The following is a 22,624-nucleotide window of genomic DNA, read 5'->3' on the forward strand; positions in this document are numbered from 1 at the left end:
AGCACCGCTTTTATATTCTGCCGGGATGGCTGTGCCTATCGGTTTAATAGTGAAAGAGGAGGGGTTTGTGTAACTCATTGATATAAAATGATTATGATTTATTTTATGCGGATGAGTCTTAATTACGCCCTCTTTTCATGGGCGACAGGGGATATTTCACCGTGATGACAAAATATGTAAGAAAATAAAACCAGGAGTAAGTTGGCCTCTATTCTGCATGGCTATAAAACCATGCAGAACAGGGAGCATTAATTGACGTCGATTTTCTTGATTTTGGTTTCAGGCCGCATGGTGAGCGTCGATCCCATTGACGCGGCAATAATCGAGCACAGCGCCAGCGTCTGAGTGAAGGTCAGGCTTTCTCCCAGGAAAACCATCCCCGACAGGGCGGCGAGCGCCGGTTCCATGCTCATCAGCGTGCCGAAAATGCGGGTTGGCAGGCGCGTCAGGGCAATCATTTCGAGGGAGTAGGGCAACGCGGTGGAGAGAACGGCGACCGCCAGACCTATCGGCAAAATGGACCACTGCCAGATGGATTCCGTTGCTTGCGCCATCCCAATCGGCACAAAGATGATCGCAGCGATGAGCGAGCCGAGCGCGACGGTGGCAGGGCCATGCTCTTCACCCGCACGCTGCCCGGTAAGGATATAGACCGCCCAGCAGGCTCCCGCACCGAGCGCCAGCGCGGCACCGGTTAAATCCACATGAGAGATGTTCTGTCCCAGCGGCAGCAGGAACCACAGGCCCAGCACGGCCAGCACCACCCAGACAAAATCGACGGGGCGACGGGAAGAGAAGAGCGCCACGGCCAGCGGGCCGGTGAACTCCAGCGCTACCGCGATGCCCAGCGGTACGGTCTGGATCGACAAATAGAACAGATAGTTCATTCCGCCGAGCGACAGCCCGTAAAAGAGCAGCGGCAGGCGTTGCTCTTTTTTAAATCTCAGCCGCCAGGGTTTGAAGATCACCACCAGAATTAAGGTACCCAGCGCAATACGCAGCGCCGTGACGCCAGGGGCGCCCACCAGTGGAAAAAGGGATTTTGCCAGTGATGCACCACTCTGAATGGACAGCATAGCGATGAGTATTACAACGATGGGCAACCAGACTGGCGCCTTGCGAGACATCCCAGGCATCCTTTCTCCTGTCAATTTGTGTCAAAGGGAGTAAAGGTCGCAGTGTAATTGAAATAATCAGGCAGCGGTTGAGACTTTGTTGAAAAAAAATGCCGCGAAATCCGTAGAATGAGCCACTATTGATGGATTAATAAGCTAACAGATTAGGATTAATCTGGATGAATGTAATGGCGTTGACGCGCAAAATCAGCGTATAAATGTGGAAATTCAGTGTTTTTTGAACAAGATAGCTGACCTTTGAAATGTTCTGTTACATCAAAGGATCGGTTAGACAACACGAATCACAAAGAGTTTCACAAGATTTTTTGATATATTTAAAACTTACGGATTTACTTGAAGCACATTTGAGGTGGTTATGAAAAAAATTGCATGTCTTTCAGCACTGGCCGCTGTTCTGGCTGTTTCCGCAGGTACCGCTGTAGCTGCTACTTCCACTGTTACCGGTGGTTACGCTCAGAGCGATATGCAGGGCGTAGTAAACAAAGCTAACGGCTTCAACCTGAAGTACCGCTACGAGCAGGACAACAATCCGCTGGGCGTGATCGGTTCTTTCACTTACACCGAGAAAGATCGTTCTGAAGATGGCGCTTATAACAAAGCTCAGTACTACGGTGTTACCGCTGGTCCTGCTTTCCGCCTGAATGACTGGGCAAGCATCTACGGCGTTGTAGGTGTTGGCTACGGTAAATTCCAGCAGACTGAAAACGAAAGTCTGAACCGCACTGCTTCTACCAGCGACTACGGTTTCTCCTACGGCGCAGGTATGCAGTTCAACCCAATCGAAAACGTTGCTCTGGACTTCTCCTATGAGCAGAGCCGTATCCGCAACGTTGACGTTGGCACCTGGATCGCAGGCGTGGGTTACCGCTTCTAATCACTTCGGTGAGCCAGTAAAAAATCCGCCCAATGTGGCGGATTTTTTTTTGCCCTCTCCCAGTGGAAGAGGGTGCCAGACCGACGTCAGCTTACCTGCTTTTCACCTCAAAAACATCCGTGCCCAGATGGGTATACTCCACTTTCTGTAACTTGAAGTTGGTGATATAGACCGGCGGCGCTTTCTTGTTTGAAATGAACGAATAGCTGTTGGCGATCTCTTTTGCCGAAATTCCCGTCCATTGTGAGAAGAATTTCAGGAAATCATTGGCTGAACGACGCGCTTTGATGATGCGATGAGTTTTGTCATCGCTGGAGAGCACCATAAACGGCACCTGGAAGTTCTGCTGGAACTTATCGTCATGGGCCAGATACTGCACCTCTTTGCCGCGCTCTTTAAACGCCAGACCGTGATCCGAGAAGTAGACCATCGAGAAACTGTCGCCCGTGTTGCGCAGCTGGGTATAGAGTTTACTCAGCAGGTCGTCGGTTTGCGTCATGGTGTAGAGATAGCACGACGTCTCTTTTGACTGCACGAATTCCGCGTATTTCCCCTGAGTACGATCGCAAGCCTGCGGATGCGAGCCCATCAGATGCAGAACGATCAGCTGTGGCTGGGTGCGCTGGCTGGCGAAGACCTGCGACGTCATCTTCAGTAAGGCTTCGTCTTTGGTATTCTTATCGGCCTCAAAATCTCCGCTCTTCAGGAACTGCGCTTCATCCGCACGTTTGGCAATGCTGGCGATGGCCGTGTCGTATTCACCGATCTGCCCCTGATTGGAGAACCACCAGGTCTGGAAACCGGCGCGGTTGGCCAGAGTCACGAAATTATCCTGATACTGCGGTTTGCCATCGACCACACGGCTGAGCGTCAGGCCGAGCGATTTCTGCGTCGAGCCGCTTGCCGCGACATAATCGGTAAACAGGGTGCCGTTTACTGAGCTGGCAAACGGTGTGTTATCCCAGTGCCCGCCGAATGCGCCCAGCGCATCGCGGCGCGCGCTCTCGCCAATCACCACCACGTAGGTGTGATATTTCGGTTTGACCGCCAGCACGTTCCAGGTGTCTTTCATATTCGACAGCTCCGCCATACGCGTCTGCTCGTCGAGCACTTCTTTATTGTTCACCACAATATCTTTGACGAAGCGGAAAACCGGATAGCCGGTGTCTTTTAGCTTGAACACGCCACCCCACGCCAGGTTTTGCACCGGCGCGACAAAAAAGGTCGCCACGCCGATAACCAGGCACAGGTTTTCAATCATGCTCCACGGTTTTTTCTCCTGCGGCTTGCGGCGAACGGCAATCACCCCAAGGGCAAAAATAAACAGGCCGATGACGTAGCTGTACCACGGGAAGATCGTCAGGATCTCCGTGGACTCTTCCATATTGGTGGAGTGCAGCGCCAGCAGGGTATTGAAATTGGGGGCGCCATACGCCTGACCAAACGGGTAGTACATCGCCGCGACGACCGAACAGATCCCGACCACCACTTTTTGCGCACGTGGCGCGCTGCGCCACATCAAATGGAGCAGACAGGTAAAAGCGACGGCGTAGAGCAGGCTAAAGGGATAGCCCAGCGCAAAGTTAATGAGCAGCGATTGCAGAAAGTAGAATCCCGTCCACGGGCTTAAGGCCCGACTGCGGGTAATAAATGTTTCTTTCAGGGTTAAATTCATAGGTCACTATCATGAAAACGCCATGTGCTCACCCTGGCGTCGAGGGTCAAAGCCTGCCTGACAGTGCGTGGAGAGGGAATGAGGGTCCGCTTCAGCGAGCCGCAAATGGTGCAGGGCTGCAAGAAGATAGAGCCAGTCGGCATTCAGGTCAACAGTTGCTAAGAAGATGTTTTGCGAGAGGGATTACAAATCCGTAAAAAAGATCGGGAATTGAGGGCTAACAGGGCAGTTTGCGCGGAAAGTGTGACGGAAAAATGAAGCGGCGTACCGCGACGCCGCTTAGTGGGACGGTTTATCGTTTTGCTCTGATTTACCGTTAAAGATATCGCACAGCATGTTCAACAGCATCAAGCGTACTTTAAAGGGAGAGTGGCTAAACACTTTCATACACCTCTTGAATTCGTTCATGTGACCTCCTGATTTCTGATCCCTTCGATCCGTGAAGGGTGACTGCATTACATACAGATATAGCACAGGCTATATTGTATAGCTATGGCTAATTCGTTAATTTTTTGTGCTTGTAGAGGGATCGTTTACACTGTGCGCTCAAGATATATGACGCCAGGGGCGTCACCCACTGAGGAAGGACAATGAACCGTCGCGCAGGTAAGCCCATTACAAAAAAAAAGACGCAACTGGTGAATGTTGAAGAGCATGTTGAAGGGTTTCGTCAGGTGCGTGAGGCGCACCGTCGCGAGCTGATTGATGACTACGTCGAGCTGATTTCCGATCTCTTTCGTGAGGTCGGTGAAGCGCGTCAGGTGGACATGGCTGCGAGGCTTGGGGTGTCACAGCCTACGGTTGCCAAAATGTTAAAACGTCTGGCCTCGGTTGGGCTGATCGAAATGATCCCGTGGCGCGGCGTGTTTCTGACGCCAGAAGGGGAGAAACTGGCTCAGGAGAGCCGGGAGCGCCATCAGATCGTTGAAAACTTTTTACTGGTGCTCGGCGTGAGCGAAGACACGGCCCGTCGCGATTCGGAAGGGATTGAACACCACGTCAGCGAAGAAACGCTGGAGAAATTCCGCGAGTTCACGCGTAAATTTGGGTCCCCTGCTGAATGAGCATTCCTGGACTGCGGGCACTCGCCCGCGATCGCTTTTTCCATCTTCTGTTATTGATTGGCCTTGGGCTGAGCTTTTTTGTTCCCTTTGCGCCTGCGTCCTGGCCGGCGGCTATCGACTGGCACACCATTATTACCCTGAGCGGGCTGATGATGTTGACCAAAGGGGTGGAGCAGAGCGGCTACTTTGACGTCATCGGGCGCAAAATGGTGCGCCGCTTTGCCACCGAGCGCAAACTGTCGCTGTTTATGGTGCTGGCGGCGGCGCTGCTGTCGACCTTTCTGACTAACGATGTGGCGCTGTTTATTGTCGTGCCGCTGACCCTGACGTTACGCAAGCTGTGCGAGATCCCGGTTAACCGGCTGATCATCTTTGAAGCGCTGGCGGTTAACGCCGGATCGTTACTGACGCCAATTGGCAATCCGCAGAACATTTTGCTCTGGGGACGTTCCGGATTGTCCTTTGCGGCCTTCACCTGGCAAATGGCGCCTCTCGCGTTGGTGATGATGCTCTCTCTGCTGGTGGTCTGCTGGTTTGCCTTTCCGGCGAAACCGCTTCGCTATCACAGCGGCACCCAGGCCTCCCCGTGGAATGCGCGGCTGGTGTGGGGCTGCCTCGCCCTGTACATCATTTTCCTGACGGCCCTCGAACTTAAATATGCCCTCTGGGGCGCACTGCTGGTGGCGGGCGGCTTCCTGCTGCTGGCGCGGCGGGTGCTGATCAGCGTCGACTGGACGCTGCTGCTGGTCTTTATGGCGATGTTTATCGATGTGCATCTGCTGATCCAGCTGCCGGTATTGCAGGGCGCGTTGCACAGCGTTAGCGGACTCTCGCCGCTCGGCCTGTGGCTGACGGCCATCGGGTTGTCGCAATTTATCAGCAATGTTCCCTCGACCATTCTGCTCATCAACTACGTGCCGCCAACGGTGCTGCTGGCCTGGGCTGTTAACGTCGGCGGTTTCGGCCTGCTGCCGGGATCGCTCGCCAATCTGATTGCGCTGCGTATGGCAAATAACCGCCGGATCTGGTGGCGATTCCACCTCTGGTCCCTGCCAATGCTGGTGTGGGCGGCCGCGGTCGGTTTCGGATTATTCCTTCTCATATAGTGCGCTAATTGTCAGCTTTTCCTGGCAAATGTATAGCAACGTCCTAACTTTAGTGAACGGCATAACTGTGATGCCGTTCACTGACAGGAACGTTGTTGGCATATGGCAGAGACAAACGAAAACGCTGAACAAAACGAAAGCGCAGATCAAAACGAAAAAAGCGAGCGCAAACGCCCGGGTAAAAAGCCCCTCATTATCCTTGGGATAGTGGTGGTCATCATGGTTATCGTGGCGCTGGTGTGGTGGCTTCTGACCCGAAATGAAGAGACCACCGACGATGCGTTTACCGATGCAGACGTGGTGACTATTGCTCCGAAAGCGGCGGGCTACGTTACCGAACTGCGCGTGCGTGATAATCAGCGGGTGAAAAAGGGCGATCTGCTGGTCGTTATCGATCCGCGTGATACCACCGCTCAGCGCGATCAGGCGCAGGCGCAGTTAGGGCTGGCCGTGGCGCAGTTGCACCAGGCACAGGCCCAGCTGGCGCTCTCAAAAGTGCAATATCCGGCCCAGCGGGACGAAGCGAAAGCGCAGGTGCTGAAAGCGCAGGCGGATATGGCGAACGCGCAGGCTGAATATCGCCGTCAGCGCGGTGTCGATCCGCGCGCCACCACGCAACAAAGCATTGATTCTGCAAACGCCCAGCTGCGCAGCGCTCAGGCCGGTCTGGCCAGCGCCCAGGCACAGCTGGAAGTGGCGGAGCAGGTCCAGCTCCAGATCCGCCAGCAGGAAACCAACGTCGAAGCGCGTGAACGTCAGGTCGATCAGGCGAAAGCTCAGCTCGAAACCGCCACGCTGAATCTCTCTTACACCGAAGTGCGCGCCCCGTTTGATGGGTTTGTCACCAAACGTAACGTCCAGCCGGGTACCCTGGTGCAGGCCGGAACGGCGCTCTTTTCGCTGGTCTCACCGGATATCTGGGTGGTGGCGAACTTCAAAGAGTCGCAGCTTGAGCGTATGCGTCCGGGCAATAAAGTGGCGATCACCGTGGATGCCTGGCCGGACATGAAGCTGGAAGGGCATATCGACAGTATTCAGCAGGGGAGCGGTGCGCGTTTCTCGGCCTTCCCGGCGGAAAACGCTACCGGCAACTTTGTGAAAATCGTGCAGCGCGTCCCGGTGAAAATCGTGATCGACAAAGGGCTGGACCCGAACATGCCTCTGCCGCTGGGCCTCTCCGTTGAGCCGAAGGTTACGCTGGAATGACGGAACACAGCCACGACAACTGGCGGCCCGCCAGTAATCCCTGGGCGGTGGCGATTGTGGTCACGCTCGCGGTGTTTATGGAGATCCTTGATACCACCATCGTTAACGTGGCGCTGCCGCACGTGGCAGGCTCGCTCTCGGCAAGCTACGACGAGTCGACCTGGGTGCTCACCAGCTATCTGGTTGCTAACGGTATTGTGCTGCCCATCTCCGCGTTTCTGAGCCGGGTGTTTGGGCGCAAGCAGTTCTTCCTGATCTGTATCGTGATGTTCACCATCTGCTCCTTTCTGTGTGGCATCGCGACGGAGCTGTGGCAAATCATTCTGTTTCGCATCATGCAGGGTTTTTTTGGTGGCGGGCTTCAGCCAACGCAGCAGTCGGTGCTGCTCGATTACTTCAAACCCGAGGATCGTGGCAAAGCCTTTGGCCTGTCGTCGATTGCGATCATCGTCGCCCCGGTGCTGGGGCCGACGCTCGGCGGCTGGATCACCGATAACTACTCCTGGCGCTGGGTCTTTTTTATCAATATTCCCGTTGGGATCGTGACGGTACTGGCGATTTATCAGCTGCTGGAAGATCCACCCTGGGAGCGTAAATCCGAAGAGAAACTGAGTATCGACTGGACCGGGATTGGCCTTATCGCTCTGGGCCTCGGCTGCCTGCAGGTGATGCTCGATCGCGGCGAAGATGACGACTGGTTCTATTCAAACTTTATCCGCACCTTTGCGGTACTGACGCTTATTGGCATCATCGGCGCGATTTACTGGCTCTTGTATGCCAAAAAACCGGTGGTCGATCTGCGCTGCATGAAGGACAAAAACTTTGCCGTCGCCAGCCTTTTAATGGCCGGAATGGCGATGATTTTATACGGCAGTTCGGTTGTGATCCCGCAGCTTGCCCAGCAGGATTTAGGTTACACCGCCACCTGGTCGGGGATGGTGCTCTCGCCCGGTGCGGTGCTGATTGTCCTGACCATTCCGCTGGTGTTAAAGCTGATGCCCGTCGTGCAGACGCGCTGGATCATCGCCTTTGGTTTTGCCTGTCTCGCGGTGTCGTTCTTCTGGTCGCGAACCCTGACACCGGATATCGATTTCGAAACCCTGGTGCTGTTTCGTAGCGCCCAGTCGTTCGGGCTGGGGTTCCTGTTTGTTCCGCTCACCACCATTGCGTTTATTTCGATACCGAGGCGGCTTAACGCCGACGCCGCCGCGCTGTTTACCATGTTCCGTAACGTCGCGGGTTCGATTGGGATCTCGCTTTCCACCGCCGCAATCACGGAGCGTGCGCAGACGCACAGCGCGCATCTGGCCTATCACGCGTCGCCTTTTAATGAGCAGTTCCAGCTGGCGCTGCGGGAGTCGGCGCAGGCGATCCAGAACTTCACCACCCAGGTCGGCAATCCGCTGGATATCGCCACCGGACGCATGTACCAGACCATGATTGAACAGTCGCGCTTCCTGGCCTACGTGGACGTTTTCACGATCCTGAGCGCGGTGGCGCTAATACTGATCCCGTTTTGTTTGTTGCTCTCGCCGGTGAAAAGCGAGGGGAGTGCAGGAGCACATTGATGATGTACAGACGTTTATCCCCCCTGTTTTTAATGCTGCTGTTAGCGGGGTGCGCCGTAGGGCCTGATTACCAACCGTCCGCACCGCAGACGCCTACGACATGGAACGATCCTGGCGATGCGAGCGTGAAGTCACAAACGCAGAGCAGTGCGGTAAACCCGCGCTGGTGGAAAACGTTTGGCTCCGCGCAGCTCGACAGCCTGGTTGAGCGGGCGATTGCCGGAAACCTCTCGCTTCAGCAAACCGTCCTGCGCATCGCCGGTGCCCGCGAACAGATAAACCAGGCAGGCGGGGCGTTTTATCCCTCGGTGAACGGCAATCTGCAGGCGACCCGCCAGCAGCTGGGGCTGGAGGGGGAGCTAAAATCGCACGGCGTTTACGATCAACTGGATGACGTTGATCCCGATTTGAAAGGGGCGCTGGGGCCGCTCACCCAGCCGATAAATCTCTATCAGGGAAGTTTTGATGCCCAATGGGAACTCGATCTGTGGGGCAAAGTGCGCCGTCAGGTGGAAGGTGCCGAAGCCCAGCAACGTGCGGCTATCGAACAGCGCAACGACGCCCTGGTCTCACTGGAAGCAGAAGTGGCGCGGGCCTGGCTGCAACTGCGCGGGGCGCAAAGCGTGATGGCTACGCTCAATACGCAAATTGAGAGCGCACAGCAAACGCTCGATCTGACCGAAAGCCGCCAGCGTGGCGGTCTGTCACCGCAGATGGACGTGGAAAATGCCCGCGCGCAGCTGGGCAATCTGGAAGCGCAACTGCCGCAATATCAGGCCCAGGAGCGTCAGGCGATGAACGGTCTGGCGATTCTGCTGGGTAAACCGCCGGGTGCGCTGGACAGCGAGCTGCATTCCGTTCAGCCGCTGCCCTCATTGCCTGACATTGTGCCGACAGGTATTCCGTCGACGCTCGCCCGTCGCCGTCCGGACGTGCGCGAGGCGGAGGCCAATCTTCACGCCGCGACGGCGCAAATTGGTGTCTCCGTTGCTGAGCTGTTCCCGAGCGTGTCGCTCTCCGGCCAGTTTGGCCTGCGCAACAGTGAAACCAACTGGCTCACCGACTGGAGCAGCCATTTCTATAGCGTCGGTCCGCAGGTATCGATCCCGATTTTCCAGGGCGGACGGTTAGTTTCGAGCGTCAAAGTGGCGCGTGCGCAGCAGGGCGCCGCCGTGCTCGACTACCGCCAGACGGTACTCACTGCGCTCGGCGATGTGGAAAACGCGCTGGTGAGCTATCGCACGGACCAGCAGCGGGAAGCGGGCTTAGGCAAAACCATCGACGCACTGCAAAACGCCTTCGATCTGGCGAGCGACAGCTATCGTCAAGGGATCGCCAGCTTTATCGACGTGCTGGATGCTCAGCGCCAGCTGGCTCAGGCGCAGCAGCAGCGTGCACAGTCGCAGGTGCAGAGTGCTCTCGATCTGGTGGCACTCTACAAGGCCCTCGGCGGAGGCTGGGAGCCGTATCAGCAGGTGAATTTGCCGGACTATTCGGTGTTTGGCGACGCCCCGCGCGGATAACGTTCAGAGGATTGGGCAAGAAACAAACAGGAACGCCACATTCGCGTTTTGCAGGCGCGGGGTATAACTATCCGGCACCCATCAAACGAACATTATGAGGAACGTCATATGCGTTATCAAAAACTGGGCAATACCGGTCTGTTTGTTTCTGAGCTTTGCCTTGGCACCATGACCTTCGGCGGGGAAGGTGGCATGTGGGGAAAAATCGGCCAGCTTCAGCAGAGCGATGCGGAAAAACTGGTTGGCCGTGCGCTGGATGCCGGGATTAACTTTATTGATACTGCGAACGTCTATTCAGAAGGGCGCTCGGAGGAGATCACCGGTCAGGCGCTGAAAAACCTCAAAATCCCGCGTGAAAACGTCGTTGTCGCCACTAAAGTGTTCGGTGAAACCGGCACCGCAGGCGTTAACTCACGCGGCAGTTCGCGTTATCACATCATCAGCAGCGTTAAAGAGAGCCTGCGTCGTATGCAGCTCGATCATATCGATCTCTATCAACTGCACGGTTTCGATCCGGCAACGCCGATAGAAGAGACGCTCTACGCCCTCGATAATCTGGTGCAGCACGGCCATGTGCGCTACATCGGTGTTTCGAACTGGGCGGCATGGCAAATTGCGAAAGCGCTGGGGATCTCCGAGCGTCTCGGGCTGGCGCGTTTTGCCTCGCTACAGGCGTACTACACCATTGCCGGGCGCGATCTGGAGCGTGAACTGGTGCCGATGCTGCAAAGCGAAGGCGTCGGGCTGATGGTCTGGAGCCCGCTGGCGGGGGGGTTACTGAGCGGCAAATACGGTCGTGACGGCCAGAGCGAGGCGGGTGGACGTCGTCTGGAATTCGATTTCCCGCCGGTGGAAAAAGAGCGCGCGTTCGACTGCGTAGATGTAATGCGAACCATTGCTGAAAGCAAAGGCGTTTCAGTCGCGCAAATCGCGCTGGCGTGGCTGCTGCATCAGAAAGTGGTGAGCAGCGTTATCATCGGAGCCAAACGCGTGGATCAGCTGGATGACAACATTGCCGCAACGAATATTCGCCTGAGTGATGACGAACTGAAACAGCTCGACGCCGTCAGCGCACTGCCGCGGGAATATCCGGGCTGGATGCTGGAGCGTCAGGGTGAATATCGCCAGAATCAATTGAAAGGGTAATGGTCATTATTCAGGCTGTGCTTAGTTTATCTCGCTTCTAATATCAACGAAGATGCTCGCTATGCCGGAGAAGTAAAAAGTGTCTGTATAAGGTTTACAATCAGACTTAACGAGATTGTTATCCGTACTCTCTGACTGATGTGAATCAATAAAGCCCCCTGTGGAAAGTCTCTGCAGGGGTTTTTTGCATGGCTAGATATTAACCCTGGTGACGAAACTGTTTAAGGAGATCGCCGACACAGCTGCCGGATTGATTTCTACTGTAGAGTTGACAAACATAAGTCATTTATACTGGAACGCTCACTATATAAAAGTACTAAATAGTCATTTAGCAAAACTAAATAGTGATAACGCAGACATCAAAGCGTTAATATTTTACTATTGTGGATAAAGATTTTTTGTCTAGTCCACATTCTTTCATTTTAGAAAGTGTTTCTCTAACCGTGGATGAATAAATATTCAGATTCATAAACAATGAAAATTAATCGATTGAAAAGCATTAATGCATACAGCGGGGGCGAATCAGTCTCACCAGCGTTGGAATACCACTGTCACTCTCCTTGATATTTACCCATAGCCAGGCGCTGAGCCCTGTCTGGTACTCGTGGTAGTACAATTAACGCCCTGTATGCGATGTAAATCAAGTAGTTGAATGGTATGCCATTCGGTACGCATTTCCCCTCTGGCTTTAATGCTGCCGTAGGCTTCAGGACAGTGAAAATACAACGCAGCAAATGAATATTTACCGATGCCAGGGTATGGAGTGTGCGAGAGAAGTTGCCCGCTGTATGCAGGAAAGACTGACGTTCAGAGGAGTAACAGACATCGTTAACCGACCGCCTGACCTGGAGCACTAAAATTTTTTCACAGAATGTGACGTGATTAGCGAGATGTATAAAGGATTGAGTATTCTCAAATGAACGCTAACTGATTATGGAAGATTATAAATGATTCATCATAAATTAAGTAAAGCAGAAATAGGCCGCATACGAATTTTTAATACAGTCATGAAAACGAAAAGCATGAGCCAGTCAGCTTTTGCGCTGAGTATTTCGCACTCCAGCGTCTACCTGGCCATAAAAAAACTACGGCTTTTATATAACGATGTGCTTTTTATCCGTGAAAAAAATTCGCTGATACCGACAGAATTTGCAAAGCGATTGCATACCGAGTCCCTGGCCATGCTGAATAACCAGCAAGACGTTCAGTCTGCTAATGTGGAAACAGACAAACAACGTTTCGTCTTTGCCTGCGCGCCGCATATCGCTGCCACCGTTATCCCGGTCACCTATTTGTTGATGGAGCAATCCATCTCCTTTCCCCTGGAGCATACTGCTCTTCCCGTTTCGCCAGAGGGAAGGGCCGATTTGTTGTTGAGCAATAAGGCGGATGTTATTTTTGACTATGAGCCTATTCAACATGAAGACATTTTCTTCAAGCGACTGTTTAAGGAAGATTATGCGATTGTTTGCCGTAACGACCACCCGAGGCTTTCGGACTCGATCTCGCTGAAAGAATTTTCCTATGAAAAACAGGCGGCGCTAGGGTGTTCCTCACTTTTCGATAACTTACTGGATGAGGGGCAAACCGCAAACGTATTTTTCTCCAGTCATTACTATCTTGATCTGCTGGCAATGGTCGAGGTCAGCGATATTATTTGTGTTATACCATTGAATATTTATTTGAAGCTTCACGCATCTTTTGATATCAAATCGTTAAATTATAAATTTAAATTGAATGTCCAAAAAACGAGTTTATACATTAACTATTTAAAAGATCCTTCCAGACGAAAAGATAAAAACGATTTGCTCAAAAAAATAGCAATGATGCGCTAACTTTTGAAGAGTAAAGCAGGGGGGGAAGGTTGTAGTGCTATGAAGGGAATAGCCATAATCGTTGTGCAGGCTATTCCCTTTGATTCATAACTCTTTGAATTTGTTAAGCACTTGTAAAAGCTCGAGAAAGTGTGGGCTTTTCAATGAGGCTTTATTGTACGTCATATACATGGTGACGGGTTCCAGAGTGAAATTGCACTCCAGCACTTTGATATTGAAGCTGGAGGCAAATTTTTCAGCAAACCAGGCGGGCACGAAACTGACCACGTCTGATTTTTCTACAATGGCGGCGTTAACAATAATGGAGCTGCTGCTAAAGAAAAAGTTGCGATCGCCTAAATACTCCATAATCCCCGTCTGCGTGCGTTTGACGTTTTCAGAACCGGCATTCAGGAAGCTGGAGGTTTCAAACGCCATCTCCTCATATGTCAGCGTCTTCTTTAACCGTGGATGATCCACCCGGCAAATAGGAACAGTCTGCTCAACCAGATACGGCTCTACCACGGTGGAAAAATTATAATAAGGCTTAGTGTCAAAGACGATATCGGCTTTGCGGTAAGTCAACGCATCTTCAATGGTATCCAGTAGTGCATCAGCGCTGATATGACTTATTTCACAGTTAAGCCCTTCTTTTAGAACCTCAGCGCTGACATGAGGTAAGATGCGCATCGCCGCATAGGGCGTTGAGTGGACCACAAATTTGCTGCGGGTCGTTGTATCCTTGAAATAATCAAGGCTACCGAGTAGCTGCCTGAAACCTGCACGTAACTGATTATGCAAATTTTCTGCAATAGTGGTTGCCACAAGTCCTCTCCCTTCACGGATAAAAAGGGGATCGGAGAAAAAACTGCGTAGCTTCGTCAATGACTGACTGACGGCCGAAGGGCTAACACACAGCAGTTCCGCCGCTTTAGATACGCTCTTATGAACATAAATGGCTTCAAAGATTAAAAGAAGATTTAAATCAAATCCTTTGACCCTACTGATATTTGCGATAAGCGAATTTTCTGTCATTTTCAAATCCCTGATGAATGATGGACAAAGCTGTGACTTCATTCTGCGATATATTCACATAAAGAATAGTATAGCCACAGCTCAGCTCCTTTTTCTCGTGGTCTTAGAAAGAGACTTTCACATTTGCATTCGCGCTGTATCCCTCGATGTCAGAACCAAAACCTTTCTGGTAACTCACATCAGCATTCAAGAGGGTATTCTCTCCAAGACTTATGGTGACGCCCGCTGCACTCTGCCACCAGTCTTTACCGAAATCTGCTTGTGTACGTTTATCGGCAATTTGCACATTTGCTTCATCACCCATAACGCTTACGGCATTAATTGCTAAGTAAGGGGTCCAGTCTGGATTATCCATGAAGAAACGAAGCCCTGTCCGACCCTGTGCGTTACTCATGGAAACGCCTGATACTGAACTGATCTCGTCGCTAAAATCCTCGAGATTAAGGTACTGATAAATAATCTGCGCCTGAGGTTCTACTTTGAGATTTTGATAAAGAACAAATGGCTTACCCGCTTCTACTGACAGTGCGGCACCATAGCCATTCTGACTGGCGTCATGGGTGCTGTCATAATCGGTTTTATGCCAGCTTCCCTGACCAACAACGTCAATGTACGCGCCCTCGTGGGTTTTCAGAGTGTAATACCCGCCTAAGCTGTAAATACGACTGTCAATGCTGCCGGTTTTTGTCGAGAGAGAGGGATTATGACGACGTAAACTGTCTTCGGAATCTGTGGTTTGGCGGCCCAACGTCGCCATAATACCTGCACGAATTTCCCCGCCATCAGCGGTTTTATCCCACAATAAATCCTGACCAAACTGGATTAAGCTCATATCCGTATCATAGCTATAACGACCGGCATCATAGTTTGTATGTTGATACGCTGTCCGCGCCCATGTCTCGTCTGTGTGCATAACGTTACTGCTATTACGTTGATGATAAGTGCCGATAGCATCAAATCCATAATTCATGAGCAAAGTAGGGGCTGCGAGATAAGAAGGCACCTCTTCACGCCATGGCAGGTTTCCATCAGACGGAATTGGGGCAGGTGTCGGGTCCGGAATAGGATCGGGTTCCGGCGCCGGCTCCGGATCAGGGGTCGGTTCTGGTTCTGGAGCCGGGTCCGGATCGGGAACAGGGTCTGGATCGGGCGTCGGGTCTGGATCAGGAGTAGGATCAGGAGTTGGGTCGGGTTCTGGCGTCGGGTCCGGATCGGGAACCGGGTCCGGAATAGCTTCGGAGCACGTATAATCAGCGCAATCACTCAAGTACCAGTTTTCCCCTTCGCCACTTGAAATGTCGCCTTTGTGCAACGTGTAGTTAAACGCGCCAGCAGACACGGTGTTTCCAAGCGTAAAGGCGTTACTGCCCTCGGTATTGGTACCGTCGACCTGTATAACCTGAATGCCGTTAGCCGGAGTGTAATCACCCTGACCACCCGTGTTGTTAACGTACAGAATATTACTGCCGGTAACGTCACCCGTCACATGGATGGTATCGGTGGGGGAGTTGCTATCATCGAGGAATGTATTGATGTGGTAAATACCATCACCGTTCATGTTGCCAGTGATATTCAACGTCGAATAAGCACTTCCTGTATGAGAGAAAAAGACATTCCCTGCGGAATTCAATGTATTAACCGTAGAATTATCAGGAATAACCCATTTACTGGTAGCATCAATATTTACGCTGTTAGTGGTCTCGGTTGCACCCTTCCATTGCGAGTCCGAATTCAGATAAACATCAACAAGGTTTCCCTGAGCCGCGATAATGTCACCCTCAAGGAGTGAATCACTGGCCGATAGGTTCACCTTGCTCGCAGTAATCACCCCGGTACTCGTATTGATAGTGCTGTTCGCACGCAACAAAATACCGCTGCCGCTGGTAATCGTTGAATGATCGTTCACATTGATTTGCTCATTCGCACCCGAAATGATGATTCCTTCGGCAGCGGCGCTGCTCAGGTCACTGTTAATAAGCGTGACTATCGCCGGGTTGTCCGCGTCAAACCCCGTTCCATAAATCGCGTTCGCATTGGCTCCCGTTGCACTCAGTTGGCTCCCTTTAAGCGTGATATTACTGTTTGCGTATGAGCGTATTAAATCGGCATTCTCGCCCGAAGAGTGTCCAGTAACAGACTCCGCAGTAATGATGGCATCATTCATCGCCGCCAGCAGGTAACTACCCGTACCGGAGGTCGTAATTGAGGAGTTGCTGATATCAAGGATACCTGTGCAGGCGATGTTGGCGGAACACGCGGCGACTGCCGCAGCAGAACTATTTCCCTCTGTAACCAGCGTCATGTTGGAGGCCGTCAGGGTGACAGGCGGGAGCTGGTTATAGGTCATATCACCAGAGTCGACATACAAGGCATACGATTTATCCCCTGTCGTCTTAACAATATCGTTATCGATATGCATATTATTGCGAGCATCAATAGCGTTGGATCTGACGCCGTTCGTGATAAGTGTAAGATTGTTGGCCGTGAGACTGCTCTCTTTCCCCGATAAGAAAAAGGCCGTGATATTATCGCCATAGCTCTGATAAATACCGCCATCCAGCCGAACGTCACTGTAGGCGTTGGCATTAATCATTGTGCTGTTAATGCCCGTCAAATTGACGTGCCCATTGGTGATTGTTGCCACCGCTTTTTGGTTCGAATTCGAACCAATGGCATAAATAGCATTTTGATAGCCCGTGGAGGACTGATTGATAGTGAGATTATCAATCACTGCTGTAGATGAATCGAGCTGAATCCCATACATGGCATCACTGAGTGTAATAGTGACATTACTCAGATCGTTAGCGGAAGCGCCATAATGCAAAGAGATGCCAGTACCTGTAGAGTTAGTATCGGTAATACGAATATCATCACCATGAAATGAGGAACCGGCCCCACTGACATAAACCACATAACTTCTTGATTGATTCGCACTAATATCAGCATTATTCAATGTTGCTGATGCACCGGAGCTTATGTTGATGGTTCTGCTCGCGTTTTTGGTGTCAATAGCGGCATTGGTAAGGGTTAAATTGGCAAGGTTAGAAAGGTTAAACGCATAGGACTCTTTTCCTGAAGTAGATATAACTGATTTTTCAGGAATAAGCGTACCGCCAGCATTATCACTCCCCTGAACATTGACTGCGGTTCCCGCACCGGTAATGATAAACGCAGGATCATTATTCGCTGTGGTTTCTGTTGAAGGTAAAAAGTTAAAAAAATGTTCTTTACCGTCGCTATAGGTTATGGATGCGTAAACACTCAAAGGAGAAAGCAGAAGCCAATAGAACGGCCTAAATAGCCATTTACCCTTTAATGAATAATCATTTTTTTTACATATTTCCATGTTTAAATTTCCTTATAAATCATGGTTAAAAAGATATTGTACCTACGCCAGAAGCCAGGCGTTCTCAAGAATTAAATAGCGAAACAGGAATCAGTATTATTCAAAGGATTTAGTCAGTCCGTTTTTACACACTGATAAGCGTATTATTATCTGTTCACTTAACATGAAGGCATAAAGTGTAACTGTCTGTTTAATACGCTAAAAAAAGGGTGCCTTCATTTGTGGTGTTCAAGAAGTAGCCAGGAATTGACAGGTGTTCACCAGCATTTACATTTATTAGCAATGTAAGAATAAAGTCAATAAATTAATACTTGCATACCTTAAGTTAAGCTTAATGCATCTGTAAGCATTACTGACTGTACCGCCATTAAGGTTTCCTGAATAATCCACTCCAACGTAGATGTCTGGCAAAGAGGCATCCGTAATGGTTGTTAGATTCATAAACTAACAATATATAATCTTGATAGGATAAAAATGAAAATGACTTCATGGTTCAAACTTACAGTGCTTGCTGCAGCTGCTGCTGCAACAATGGGCGCAAACGCAGCTGCTGTTAATACTGGTACTATCACTGTTAATGGCCGTATTAACACCACCGGCTGTGTTATTGATGCAGCAAGTACTTCTGCCGCAATTGAATTAGGTACCATTATTGCTGCTGACTTCGGTGGTACTAAGGGCGCTAAGTCTCCTGCGAAAGATTTTACCATTCACCTGACTCAATGTCCGGAAGCACAGGCAGGTGTTAGCCTCACCGCAAACGGTACAGCAGATGCAACTGATTCAAAACTGCTGGCTATCACTGGCGTAACCGGCATTGGCTTGGGTTTATATAACCCAGACGATACCCAAATTAATTTAAACAGCGCTTCTGCGGTAACAACCATTGATGCCACTTCACACGAAGCGAATATTCCACTGCGCGCAGCAGCGGTTTATACCGGTGGGACTGTGACTGAAGGTCAGTTCACTGCAACGACTAACTTCACCCTGACCTATAACTAATCACCGGCTGTCATTTATTTCCAGAAATACAGTCTGAGAAAATGGCAAAGGTTAAAAGGATTAAACCAATTATGAACATGAAAAAATTAAGTATTGCAGCAGTCGTAATGATGGGCTTTGGTGTTTCTGGTGCCCAGGCTATTGACGGCACCCTGAATTTCCACGGCACCGTAGCGTCCACCGCCTGTTCTGTTGCGGCCGGTTCTGAAGCCCTGATTGTGCCAATGGATGCTGTGCCGATTTCATTAGTTAGCGCACTGCCTGGCGCAGCTGTTACCAGCGCTAACCTGCAGAAGAGCTTCAGCATTAAGCTGGAAACCTGCCCAAGCGTTGTAGAAAACGTGTCGATCAAATTAACCGGTAAAACCTCATCCGGTTCTGGTGCCAACGTCTTTGTTGATTCCACGTCCTCTGGTGCTGCGAAATATGCAGGTTACATTATTACTGATGCTCAGAGCGGCGCAGTCATTCCTGCCAACGTTGTAACGCAGTACAGCACGCCACTGGTAGTCGGTAATAACAATCTGAACTACCGTGTTGGCTACGCGAAGACAGGGTCTACCACCCCTACCGCTGGTCCGATGGTTTCCGTAATCAACTATGAGCTGTCTTATCTGTAATAATCATTTGATGATTTAATTACTCTTAATACAAGTGACTTTTGATGACAAAAGTCACTATTTTTTTAACCAAAGAAGAAACTTATGAAAATGTTAGTCAAGTCTATTCTCGCTAGCGCATTGCTGGTAACGGCTATCCCAAGTTTTGCCGGTTTAACCGTTGGCGCAACTCGGGTTATCTTTACAGGTGATATGAAAGAGGCGTCTCTGCCTATTATGAATGGTGAAGATTCCTCAGTGTATCTCATCCGTTCATGGGTCAGTACCGATAATGCGGGCGAGAAAGTCCCATTTATGACCACGCCGCCTCTTTTCCGAATTGAGCCAGGCCAAAATAATACTGTGCGTATTACTCAGACCTCCTCAAATTTACCGCAGGATAAAGAGTCTGTTTTCTGGATCAATACGCTGGCCATTCCACCAGAAGCGAAAGTGAAATCTGAAAACTCGTTGCAGTTCTCTTTGAATACGCGAATTAAACTTTTCTACCGACCTGTTGCGATCAATAAGCCGGAAGAAGTCAAACACGCCTATGAAAAAGTAACATTTAACTACGCTGGCGATTCGCTGGTAGCGAAAAACCCAACGCCATATTTTGTGAATATCTCGAGAATAAGTATTAATGGCCACGATGTGAAACAGGGTTACATGGTTGCCCCTGGCTCGTCTGTCAATATCAAGGAGTCTGCAAGCAGCGGCACAATCACCTGGCAGTCGATAAATGACTACGGTGGGTTGAGCGAAAAGGCGACCGCTAAATTCTAAACAACAATGTTGTTACCTGATTGATAAACGAAAATGCTGGATGTATGAATTATGGATGATAATAAAATAAAAAATATGTCAGGTAAATTTTCACAGAAGCTGTGTGAGGCTGATGGCTGCGATTTTAAAAAATCAAATTACGATTGCTTTCATTCTTTAGCAAAGCCAGCTTCTTTTTTTATCTTATTATCATTTCCTGTTGCTTCTTTTGGTGCTGAATCATTTAACCCTGAAATGCTCAAAGCTACGGGTGGGGTAAGTGACCTGCAAGATGTGGACCTGAACTATTTTGCCGAGAAAGGCGGCCAAATGCCGGGTTCATACAAAGTCAATGTCTATCTTAACAACCAGCAGGTGGATTTGAGGACGGTTAATTTCGTCAGTCTGAAAGAGTACCCGGGCAAGCTTTATGGGCAACTCACGCCGGAAGAGCTGGTTGGCTACGGGGTGATTTTAGATACGTTCCCCGATCTCAAAGCGGCACCGCAAACTGAGATAATGACCAAACCGCTTAATGTGTATGTGAAAGATGCCACTGAAACGCTGGATTTAAACCGTATGCGCTATGACATTACGGTTCCGCAGGTGGGTGTGGATACGCGTCCACGTAATGCGATTGACCCGAAACGTTGGGAAGCAGGCATTCCGGCAATCATTCTCAACTACAGCTATTCGGGATCAACGACATCCAGGGACGACAGTGATTCCCAGAGTCACTTTGTGAACTTAAGAAGTGGAGCCAACGTCGGTCCATGGCGTTTACGTAATTACTCCACCTATAGCGAAATTCACAACTCGTCTGACAACGGGCATGGCAACAGTAGCGACAGTAACCAGCGTGAATTTCAGTCGATCAATACGTACGTACAGCGTGATGTCCAGTTTTTACAGGGTGGCCAGCTCACATTAGGGCAAACAGCAACGCCGGGCGACGTCTTTGACAGTATTCAGTTTACCGGGGCACAGCTCGCGTCTGACGATCAGATGCTGCCTGACTCGATGAGCCAGTTCGCGCCCACGGTCCGGGGTATCGCGAAATCAAACGCCCAGGTTACGGTTAAACAGAACGGTTATACGATTTATCAGACCAACGTTTCCCCGGGGGCTTTTGCGATCACCGATCTCTATCCGTCGAGTAACGGTGGTGATTTGGAAGTGACCGTGAAGGAAGCGGACAACTCAGAAACGAAATTTACCGTCGCGACCAGCTCGGTACCTATTTTGCAGCGCGAAAAACGCCTGAAATACAATCTGGTTATGGGTGAATATCGTACCGGCACTGACGACACGAAAACACCTCAGTTCATTCAGATATCAAATATTTATGGTCTCACATCACGGACGACCATATATGGCGGTGTACAATATGCCAATAATTATCGTGCCGTTACTGTCGGATTAGGCAGAGACTTAGGCGCGTGGGGGGCGATCTCATTTGATGGTACTCAGGCCACCAGTCAGTTTGATGATAATTCCCTGGGGACGAAAAAAGGCCAGTCCTATCGTGCAATGTATGCTAAAAACTTTGAACGTACGGATACTAACTTAGAAATTGCGGGTTATCGCTATTCTACCAAAGGGTATTATTCATTCAGCGATGTTCAGGACTATCAGGCTGATCCTGATTCAGATAATGACTTTGATAATTATAATCGCTCACATAACCAGCGAAGTAAAATTCAGTTGACGATTAGCCAGTCTTTCGGCGACTACGGCTCAATTAATATTAGCGGTAGTCGGCAGAATTATTGGGGCGGTGATGGTGTAGAGAAACTTATTCAGTTAGGTTACTCAACGACTATCTATGGGGTGAGTCTGGGGCTGAATTATAACTATTCCAAAAATCCGGGAACTGCAGAAGCCGATAAAATTGTCGCATTTAATATGTCTGTGCCGTTCGATCTCTTATTGGGACATACCGGGGCATGGATGACCTATAATATGAGCAGTAACAAGAATGGCACGACATCTCAACAGGCAGGTATCAGCGGTAACTTACTGCAGGATAATAACCTGAGTTATGCCGTGCAACAGGGCTATGAAAACGAAGGTCAGGGTTCATCGGGGAATGCCTCTCTCGATTACAAAGGTAATCTGGGCGAAAGTAATCTTGGATATAACTATGATGATCATACTCAACAATGGACGTATGGCGTACAGGGCGGCGTGGTAATACATCAGAACGGTGTAACATTATCACAGCCTCTTAGCGATACAATTGCCCTTGTTAAGGCGCCTGATGCCGGTGGCGTGAATGTTAAGAATAATACCGGCGTTAAGACTGACTGGCGCGGATATGCAGTCGTACCGTACGTTCAGCCTTATCGTAAAAATTCTATTGAACTCGATACGCAAAGTTTTGGCGATGATGTAGACATGGATTTCAGCAGTCAGACGGTTATTCCAACGCGTGGCGCTGTTACCATTGCCGACTTTAAAACACGTGTTGGTCAGCGAGCGCTTATCCAGCTTCTGTTCTCCGGGAAGCCCGTTCCTTTCGGCGCGACGGTGACCTTAATTCAAGATGAAACAGATGATGACAAAATTATTACCGGCATCGTCAGCGATCAAGGCCAGGTGTATTTATCGGGTCTGCCGGAAGAAGGCAATTTAATGGTGAAGTGGGGCGATGACAGCAACCAGAAATGTAAGGCAAATTATGCGTTACGTTCTGATAAAAAGAGTGCTGATAGCGCTGAGCTGATCAAGCAAATCACAGCCCAATGTCATTAATATAATTA

The 22,624-nt window shown here is 50.3% G+C and carries 17 protein-coding genes; 12 read left to right on the forward strand and 5 right to left on the reverse strand.

Annotation, left to right across the window (positions count from 1 at the left end; translation table 11 throughout):
- Positions 1 to 248: 248 nt before the first annotated feature.
- Positions 249 to 1,136: a threonine/homoserine exporter RhtA gene (gene rhtA / locus F153LOC_RS14860; protein WP_100777104.1), complete on the reverse strand. Its 888-nt coding sequence runs from the start codon at positions 1,134 to 1,136 to the stop codon at positions 249 to 251.
- A 355-nt stretch (positions 1,137 to 1,491) separates the two neighbouring features.
- On the opposite strand from rhtA, the gene ompX reads away from it, so the two are divergent.
- Positions 1,492 to 2,010 carry an outer membrane protein OmpX gene (gene ompX / locus F153LOC_RS14865; RefSeq protein WP_100777103.1) on the forward strand — a complete coding sequence of 173 codons (519 nt, stop codon included), beginning with the start codon at positions 1,492 to 1,494 and terminating at the stop codon, positions 2,008 to 2,010.
- A 91-nt stretch (positions 2,011 to 2,101) separates the two neighbouring features.
- Here ompX and F153LOC_RS14875 read toward each other — a convergent pair whose 3' ends face one another.
- Positions 2,102 to 3,685: a phosphoethanolamine transferase gene (locus F153LOC_RS14875; RefSeq protein ID WP_100777101.1), complete on the reverse strand. Its 1,584-nt coding sequence runs from the start codon at positions 3,683 to 3,685 to the stop codon at positions 2,102 to 2,104.
- 279 nt (positions 3,686 to 3,964) lie between these two features.
- Positions 3,965 to 4,093: a manganase accumulation protein MntS gene (gene mntS / locus F153LOC_RS14880; protein ID WP_102105206.1), complete on the reverse strand. Its 129-nt coding sequence runs from the start codon at positions 4,091 to 4,093 to the stop codon at positions 3,965 to 3,967.
- A 182-nt stretch (positions 4,094 to 4,275) separates the two neighbouring features.
- On the opposite strand from mntS, the gene mntR reads away from it, so the two are divergent.
- The 7 genes from mntR (at position 4,276) to F153LOC_RS14915 (ending at position 13,133) form a co-directional block, all read left to right on the forward strand.
- On the forward strand, positions 4,276 to 4,749 hold the full coding sequence (gene mntR, locus F153LOC_RS14885; protein WP_102105205.1) for a manganese-binding transcriptional regulator MntR: 474 nt from the start codon (positions 4,276 to 4,278) through the stop codon (positions 4,747 to 4,749).
- A complete protein-coding gene (locus F153LOC_RS14890) occupies positions 4,746 to 5,855 on the forward strand; it encodes an anion transporter (RefSeq protein ID WP_102105204.1) in 1,110 nt (369 codons plus the stop codon). The genes mntR and F153LOC_RS14890 overlap by 4 nt, the downstream gene beginning before the upstream one ends.
- A gap of 102 nt (positions 5,856 to 5,957) precedes the next feature.
- Entirely contained in the window at positions 5,958 to 7,061 is a 1,104-nt protein-coding gene (locus tag F153LOC_RS14895) for an HlyD family secretion protein (protein ID WP_100777097.1), read from the forward strand.
- Positions 7,058 to 8,629 carry a DHA2 family efflux MFS transporter permease subunit gene (locus F153LOC_RS14900; RefSeq protein WP_102105203.1) on the forward strand — a complete coding sequence of 524 codons (1,572 nt, stop codon included), beginning with the start codon at positions 7,058 to 7,060 and terminating at the stop codon, positions 8,627 to 8,629. The genes F153LOC_RS14895 and F153LOC_RS14900 overlap by 4 nt, the downstream gene beginning before the upstream one ends.
- The gene (locus F153LOC_RS14905) at positions 8,629 to 10,152 is read left to right on the forward strand and encodes an efflux transporter outer membrane subunit (protein WP_102105202.1); all 1,524 of its coding nucleotides are present in this window, start codon (positions 8,629 to 8,631) and stop codon (positions 10,150 to 10,152) included. The genes F153LOC_RS14900 and F153LOC_RS14905 overlap by 1 nt, the downstream gene beginning before the upstream one ends.
- Before the next feature lie 108 nt (positions 10,153 to 10,260).
- Positions 10,261 to 11,298 carry an aldo/keto reductase gene (locus F153LOC_RS14910; protein ID WP_102105201.1) on the forward strand — a complete coding sequence of 346 codons (1,038 nt, stop codon included), beginning with the start codon at positions 10,261 to 10,263 and terminating at the stop codon, positions 11,296 to 11,298.
- 947 nt (positions 11,299 to 12,245) lie between these two features.
- On the forward strand, positions 12,246 to 13,133 hold the full coding sequence (locus tag F153LOC_RS14915) for a LysR family transcriptional regulator (protein ID WP_102105200.1): 888 nt from the start codon (positions 12,246 to 12,248) through the stop codon (positions 13,131 to 13,133).
- Positions 13,134 to 13,217: 84 nt separating this feature from the next.
- Here the strand turns inward: F153LOC_RS14915 and F153LOC_RS14920 are convergent, their stop codons facing one another.
- The gene (locus tag F153LOC_RS14920) at positions 13,218 to 14,147 is read right to left on the reverse strand and encodes a LysR family transcriptional regulator (protein ID WP_107703986.1); all 930 of its coding nucleotides are present in this window, start codon (positions 14,145 to 14,147) and stop codon (positions 13,218 to 13,220) included.
- A 103-nt stretch (positions 14,148 to 14,250) separates the two neighbouring features.
- The gene (locus F153LOC_RS14925) at positions 14,251 to 17,493 is read right to left on the reverse strand and encodes an autotransporter outer membrane beta-barrel domain-containing protein (RefSeq protein WP_102105198.1); all 3,243 of its coding nucleotides are present in this window, start codon (positions 17,491 to 17,493) and stop codon (positions 14,251 to 14,253) included.
- A 474-nt stretch (positions 17,494 to 17,967) separates the two neighbouring features.
- Here F153LOC_RS14925 and F153LOC_RS14930 point away from each other — a divergent pair, with 474 nt between their 5' ends.
- From F153LOC_RS14930 to F153LOC_RS14945, 4 genes are all read left to right on the forward strand, one after another.
- Positions 17,968 to 18,498, forward strand: coding sequence for a fimbrial protein (locus tag F153LOC_RS14930; RefSeq protein WP_102105197.1), 531 nt, complete (start codon positions 17,968 to 17,970; stop codon positions 18,496 to 18,498).
- A gap of 71 nt (positions 18,499 to 18,569) precedes the next feature.
- Complete coding sequence (locus tag F153LOC_RS14935) at positions 18,570 to 19,118, forward strand: fimbrial protein (protein WP_158238467.1); 549 nt, start codon at positions 18,570 to 18,572, stop codon at positions 19,116 to 19,118.
- Positions 19,119 to 19,202: 84 nt separating this feature from the next.
- Complete coding sequence (locus F153LOC_RS14940; RefSeq protein ID WP_102105195.1) at positions 19,203 to 19,883, forward strand: molecular chaperone; 681 nt, start codon at positions 19,203 to 19,205, stop codon at positions 19,881 to 19,883.
- 51 nt (positions 19,884 to 19,934) lie between these two features.
- Positions 19,935 to 22,616: a fimbria/pilus outer membrane usher protein gene (locus F153LOC_RS14945; RefSeq protein ID WP_102105194.1), complete on the forward strand. Its 2,682-nt coding sequence runs from the start codon at positions 19,935 to 19,937 to the stop codon at positions 22,614 to 22,616.
- Positions 22,617 to 22,624: the final 8 nt, after the last annotated feature.

The sequence above is a fragment of the Lelliottia sp. F153 genome, from assembly GCF_002870005.1.
In the GTDB taxonomy this organism is placed as follows: domain Bacteria; phylum Pseudomonadota; class Gammaproteobacteria; order Enterobacterales; family Enterobacteriaceae; genus Enterobacter; species Enterobacter nimipressuralis.